This window comes from Tateyamaria sp. syn59 (assembly GCF_007995245.1).
Classification (GTDB): Bacteria; Pseudomonadota; Alphaproteobacteria; order Rhodobacterales; family Rhodobacteraceae; genus Tateyamaria.
This window is the reverse complement of record NZ_VCBA01000002.1, coordinates 553,439-559,599: the sequence shown is the minus strand read 5'-3', so window position 1 is coordinate 559,599 and position 6,161 is coordinate 553,439. Positions and strand designations below refer to the sequence as shown.

6 protein-coding genes are annotated in these 6,161 nt (G+C 52.2%); 5 read left to right on the top strand and 1 reads right to left on the bottom strand.

Annotated features, from left to right (window positions below):
- The 3 genes from FD715_RS22455 to FD715_RS06115 form a co-directional block, all read left to right on the top strand.
- Positions 1 to 705, top strand: a 705-nt coding sequence (locus tag FD715_RS22455) for a hypothetical protein (RefSeq protein ID WP_189799414.1), incomplete at its 5' end; no start/stop codon positions are given.
- Between the two features lie 3 nt (positions 706 to 708).
- Positions 709 to 1,026, top strand: coding sequence for a hypothetical protein (locus FD715_RS06120; protein ID WP_147106669.1), 318 nt, complete (start codon positions 709 to 711; stop codon positions 1,024 to 1,026).
- A 215-nt stretch (positions 1,027 to 1,241) separates the two neighbouring features.
- Positions 1,242 to 1,844, top strand: a complete 603-nt coding sequence (locus tag FD715_RS06115) for a hypothetical protein (RefSeq protein WP_147106667.1) — start codon at positions 1,242 to 1,244, stop codon at positions 1,842 to 1,844.
- A 394-nt stretch (positions 1,845 to 2,238) separates the two neighbouring features.
- Here the strand turns inward: FD715_RS06115 and FD715_RS06110 are convergent, their stop codons facing one another.
- Positions 2,239 to 4,548 (bottom strand): site-specific DNA-methyltransferase, encoded by a 2,310-nt coding sequence (locus tag FD715_RS06110; RefSeq protein WP_147106664.1) that lies wholly within the window; start codon positions 4,546 to 4,548, stop codon positions 2,239 to 2,241.
- Between the two features lie 92 nt (positions 4,549 to 4,640).
- Between FD715_RS06110 and FD715_RS06105 the strand changes: the two genes are divergently transcribed.
- Positions 4,641 to 4,898, top strand: coding sequence for a helix-turn-helix domain-containing protein (locus tag FD715_RS06105; RefSeq protein WP_147106661.1), 258 nt, complete (start codon positions 4,641 to 4,643; stop codon positions 4,896 to 4,898).
- The gene (locus tag FD715_RS06100) at positions 4,891 to 6,036 is read left to right on the top strand and encodes a hypothetical protein (RefSeq protein WP_147106657.1); all 1,146 of its coding nucleotides are present in this window, start codon (positions 4,891 to 4,893) and stop codon (positions 6,034 to 6,036) included. The genes FD715_RS06105 and FD715_RS06100 overlap by 8 nt, the downstream gene beginning before the upstream one ends.
- Positions 6,037 to 6,161: the final 125 nt, after the last annotated feature.

Here is a 6,161-nt window from a genome sequence, read left to right as displayed (position 1 = left end):
AACTTGGCAAATTTCAAGGATTGGTACGACCGGCCCTTGCGCCGCCGCCTCGACATGTTGAGTGCAGAGCGGGCGCAGGACAACCGCGATCTTTATGCCTGGTTCCAGGATGAACGCGCTGACCTCATCACGCGGCAGAAATTGGAGCGCGGAGAGCTTCAATCGCAGTGGCGAAGCTCCGAGCGCAGGAATGATCGAGGTGTGCGGCAGGAGACCAGAGCCGCCAGTGACGGGGCTGCCCGATCTTTGCAAACACTCAGAACTGGAATGGAGGAAAGAAAAATGAACAATGACGTCCAAAGCGCTGAAAACATGTCGAAACCGGTTGCTCAGCCAACACCGTCAAACGGCCCGACGGCGAAGATTCAGGCGGACCAATTGGATGGCCAGTTAGATGAGAGAAATGCCAAGTTCCAGGAAGCAACCCGCAAGCAAGGTGAGCAGGACAGAAACGCAGCCAAGACGCATTTGGAAAAAAGAGTGGATGCGCGAGCCAGGGCTCAAAGCCAGGCAGCCCAAGCCGCTCAAAGAGCACGACAGCAACGTGCAAAGGAGAAAGGGATGGCTAAGGATCGCGGCGCAGCCGAGAAGCTTTCGCTGCAGGATAAATCCTTTGCACAATCTAAGGCCAAGGATGCACTTGCGGGACTGCGATCCCCGAGGCCTTCTGTGGCAAAAGGGAAAACACAAGACCGGGAACGTTGAAAGATGGACGACAAAAACTGTTCAACCAAAGGCAAAATCGAGAAAGATATACTCAAGGATCGATGGCCGGATCGTCCGGGCTGGGACGGGCTTGCCAAAACAATTGAAACTCTGGCCAAGGCATGTGGCGGTAGCGCGCAATGCCATAAGAAATATGAGTACTTGAGTGTCAGTTTGGAAACACGCGGTATGCCAGAGGCGCAAGTCAATGCTCTTTGGGCGTTAGCGGAGCTTGTCGAGCAGGTCAGTGATGCCGAAGACCACGGCGATCAGTCCACCGTTCATTGGGTTCGCCAGACCTTGGTGTCCAGCAAGCGCTGATAATCGACTTCCCCAACTTCGCTGTCATTTTCCACGGGTCGTTTACGGGTGAGGGCGAGATTTTTCAGTTTAGCGCCGGATCGGCCATCCGGACAATAGGGCGAAAAGGACTTTAGTGAGCCCAACGTACCAAATGCTGCGCCGTACTTGAATGGTAGGATTTGGCCGATGACACTTGAGCGAAATAGTCATATAGCTCAGTAGGAATTGGTAACATGTCGTCCATACCGACACCTCCATTTAGATTGGTTAGAGCTTTGACTTCAAATGGAACAAAAATTGTAGGTTCGATTGCAGTCTTCCTTGCCGGGTCTCTTCTTGCAAATTTCATTGCACTTATTGCTGCTGGAGCGGCGCTCTATCAAGCACATACAGCGAAAGAAGCGTTGGACGACCAGCGTGATAGCTTCAGATTGGAACAGGCCACTCAGCATTGTCTTGATTATTTGAACAACAGCAGAGATTTGCGCCGTGCTTTTGGCCAGTACGTCGGGTCCTTGTCGTCACAACTTTCGGAAGGGATTGAACTGGAAGATCTCGATTCAAGCAGCGAAACTCATGAGTTCTTAACTGAGGAGCTGTTTGAACATATTAACTCGCAAGACAATCTAAAGTTTTTTGCGGATGAAAGCGTTCTTGATGCATTGTCGCCCTTGTTCGAGGCGGAGCTAAGTGCGTACCTGCTGTGGGGACCAATTGAAGACATTTACAAAGACCCGCATGACATAGTGGAAGTGCGGCTTCCGAAAGCACGAGACGATTGGGCGAAGGCGCAGGCAGGACTAACAGAGGTCTGCCGCAGCAATGTGTTTAACTGACAATCGCGCGGCCGATAGCGACGGCAGAACAGATCGCATGTTGATCGATTACATATTTATGATGCAACTGCAGATGTACGGATCAGACCGGGCATTTGAGACTTCTCTGCAAGGGGGTTGACCGTGGTGATGAGGTAGGCAAGCCTCGTCGCAAGCCTCGTCGCAAGCCTCGTCGCAAGCCTCGTCGCAAGCCTCGTCGCAAGCCTCGTCGCAAGCCTCGTCGCAAGCCTCGTCGCAAGCCTCGTCGCAAGCCTCGTCGCAAGCCTCGTCGCAAGCCTCGTCGCAAGCCTCGTCGCAAGCGATGAAGTCGTTTCCTATGCAACTGCTGCCGCACTAGGCAAAATTAGGTTTACGGTTTCGGCTGAACAGGCTTTTAATTCTTAGAAGTTATTTTTCAGGTGTCGATGAATGCAAATAAGTCAGTAGGGGCCGACAGCGCCTCGCGAACGTTTTTTTCGCCAAGCTGGAAATAGCTTTCATCTAACTCAAACATCAGCGCCCCCATGCCGCTCTGTACCGCAGCGCAAGCGGTTGTCATGCTTCCGCCATAGGGATCGAGAACAGTGGCACCTTCGGGCAGTGTGTCAATGAGTAGTTGCGGGATTTCCGGCGGGAACGGCGCTGTGTGCCCGTGCGTGTTCTTACCCCCCACTATCTTGATTACTGGGCGCTGTTTGAGAATCTTAATAGATGGCAGGTTTGCCTCTCCCCCTGGCTTGCGAAATACAAAGCAATGCTCCCAACAATTAAACGGTAGCTGGTAGTATGGTGAGGTGTTGCCGCCATTGAAATTGCGCTTTCCTTCGATGTCGCCCTTGAACCACACAACATTGCCCGCGATCTCAAAGCCCACCTTCTCAAACAGATGGATGATGTAAGCGCCGAGTATCATGCGTTTCTTGCCCATTGCCGAAAGGGCCGCGATGTTCTCATTATCGAAATAGTCGAAAATATTGTAGATGAACAAACTGCCAGGTTTGAGCGCCCTAAAGACCGCCCGTGCAGCGTTGTGCATGTCGTAGAGATAGCAATAGATGTTCGGCCACTGCGAGTATTCCCGCGCATTGTAATATGGTGGTGATGTTACCGCGCCGTCTATGCTCTGGTGCGGCATAGCATTCAGACAACTTTCACAATCACCATTTACAAGCCGTACGCCCGCCTGCAGGTGCTGCTCGGATAAAGCCGGACTGAATTTACCAGCGGGTCGGTTCAGGGCAAAGCGCTTGAAGAAGGCGCTATCAAAGAAGTGCTTTGCGATGCCATCCTCTGTCGTCCATCCGCCAAAAGTTTCGTAGGTAACCTCACGGCCAAGATAGATATGCGGCTCGCGCTCCTCACGCCCCATGATGACTATGCGATCTTTGTGCAGGCTGAACTGTCGGATAAGCATGTCCGTAATCTCTTCATCGTGGACATCAAACAGCACATCATTGCGCCAACGCCTACGCACGTCGAGTGGTATCTGGTCTTCTGCCGACGCGATGGCTTCCTGCTTCATAATCGACGCCAGAGAATACCGGTTGCCGCGATCATAAGCGCTGCGCTCAGGACAGATCAAATTCTGACACTCCCAGCTCCGCACGCCGATTGTAGGGTATGAATTCCCGCCGACTTTGTGAGAACGGCAGGCGGGGCACGGTATTATTCGCTCATCACGCTCATTTTTTTCAAACAAGAGCAGAATATCATAGGGCTGATCGGTTGTGCCCTCCTCGGTGGCATGTGAAAGCACAAAGCAATCTTTGAAAAAGAAGCCTTCGTTCACAAGTTCAAAGCGAGCGGATTTAACGTCCAGCGCCGTACCGATGTGCTCGCTGGTTGCTTCGCGGATGGTTTCTGGGCGGAAGTATCCTTTTGAAAGTGCAATCTCTCGGTGTTTCTCGGCATAGAGAATGACGTCAGAGAATAAGCGCCATTGGCGAGAAGCACCTCCAGGTGTTGCGCGCAGACGCAGCGCGAAATAGCAGTGATTTGCTAGGCGATCATAGCTTTCGCGAATGCCCGCAAGGAACAGATCGGATAGCTGTTGATCGGTTAGCGCGGAATAGAGACCAACATCTACATCCTGGTAGATCAAAGCACATTCGCGGTGAAGCTGATCGTGGTGATGGATACGCAAATGGTCAAAGAAGTTCGCATGGTATTCTTTTCGCGCATCTTCATTGAAGACCTTGTGCATTGCGCCGTCTTCGAAAGCGCGGAACACAAAACAGCCGAACAATGCACGCTGAATGAGCGTTTGTTTTTCCTCTAGAGCGCAGTCCCGCGCATCGCTGCGGTTCACCCGGCCTGTATTTAGGAGATCGTGAAGGCCGGCCACGCTTTCGTCATTAGTAATTGGCTGGAAAGCTTGCTGCACGTCTTCGCCGATCCCTTTTCCGTCGCACCAAGCCGCAAATGCTTCACGACGTGCTCCGTCGAACAGCTCCGCGAGCGTGTTCTTGTCACGGTAGTTGAAGAAGTGCCGTTGTTTAGCGGCAAGATCGACGAATATTTTGATGCGCTGCTTATTCAAGCCGAGCCGACTATTGACCAAGGCGTACAGTTCGCGATGCCGTTCTGCTGCGGGTCGGAGGGCGTTTTGGCCTGCCGTCTGCGCTGCGTCCTGCGCGACTGTTATGAGGTCTGGCGGGCACGAAAAGCGCAGCTTCAAGAGTTGATTGAACTCTTCCAAGAGCGCTGTAACGACGGTCTTGCTCATCTCTTCTTGTAGCCTTCTTGCCTTACAAAATATGCGATTTTGGCCTATTTACCTGTAGCCGCTAAGGCTCGCAAGAGACCATAGGCGAGCAGATGAAAAAAATCGAACGAAGAGATTACACGGCCCTCCGCGCTTGCCTCAAAGAAATGAGAAAGCAAAGCGGGCTCACTCAGATTCAACTCGCCGATGCTATTGGTGCTGACCAATCTGACATCAGCAAAATAGAACGCGGCGAACGTAGGCTCGATGTTGTCGAGCTAGTTTATGTTTGCCGCGCTTTGGGCATTACCACAGATGCATTTTTTGCAGTCTTTGAAGAGTATCTTGAAGGGGATGATCAGCATGTCTGATGATACCGCTCCTAAAGACCACCGCCCAGACGAAGCGACACCACAGGAAGCCACCATAGCCATCGCGCCCAAAACAGGGTTCGGACTTCATGATAGTGCTTGGTCAGAAGAGCAGTGGCATGACCTTGTCAAGTCGTTTGTCGAAAACGGCTTAGCGAACTGGCAGGAACTGGCGGCGCTCATTCTTGGGCATTTGAACCCCTCTCAAACCGGCACAAGCCTTGCGTCGTCTGATGGGTTCAAACGGCGTGACGGGAAGGGCAATACCATGCGCATTGTCATGGATTGGGCGTATGCCCAAACAGGACGGTGCAGGGACTGCGGCAGCCGCCTTGAATTGCAAGCAGACCATGTCGAAGGTCGCGAACTCTTCGATGACCCGCTGGACGCAGACTATATCGAGAATATGACACTACGTTGTCGTCGCTGTAACGTGGTGCGACGACCATCGCATGAGCTGGGTGGGCAAACATTTTTGACTGCTGAGTCTGCGCTGATGTGGATATTGTTGGTAATCAAGCCGCGGACACTGACAGATTTCGTGCGGCTTTGCCGAATTTATGGCATGACCATGGCTGATATTCGTATGCAAGAAGCCTGGGCCATGGCGCACTGGTTATCTCGCAACGATCCGCCTTTGTATGGTATCGAGGATGACGAAAACACAGCCTATGATTTGCTTAGGTGGCCTGAAGGTTCAATAACTCGTAGCGATGTGTCGGATGCAACACCAGATAATGCCGAAAGGCTGTTTCGGAATGTGCAGGGAGATCATAGCCTTGCATTCCTTGCCATAGGTGATGATGGACGCAAGAAACTGTTTAGATATCCAGTGAACTGGATTGCATTTTCTACCTATGAGCTTGGAGATTTGCCGCCCCATGCCCTGTCAGTGAAATATAGCCAGCCGGACCGAAAGAATGGCTTTCCGCAGCGAGTTACGCCGCTCGCACCAAGTGGAATGGAGTTGATTTCGCAGGTTGTTGTCGCACCGGAACAAAAGGTCGTGCTGGCGCTTCAGAATGATCTAATTGGCAACAAAAACAGAATTGAAGCACCATCTGCGAACCACAATGGGAGGCTGCTTCCAGCTGCTCTACAACGTTACGACTTGCGGCTTGAGGTGGAGCCAAGTTAGCAAGCGAGAGCTCTTGGCGGGCGACTGGTAGGCGAGTCCAACCCTGCAGCCATGAGCTGAGCGTTCAGATCGTTAAGTTCCCAGGTCCAAGACCAGGTTTTTCCTTGAAATAAGAAAGCCAGGAG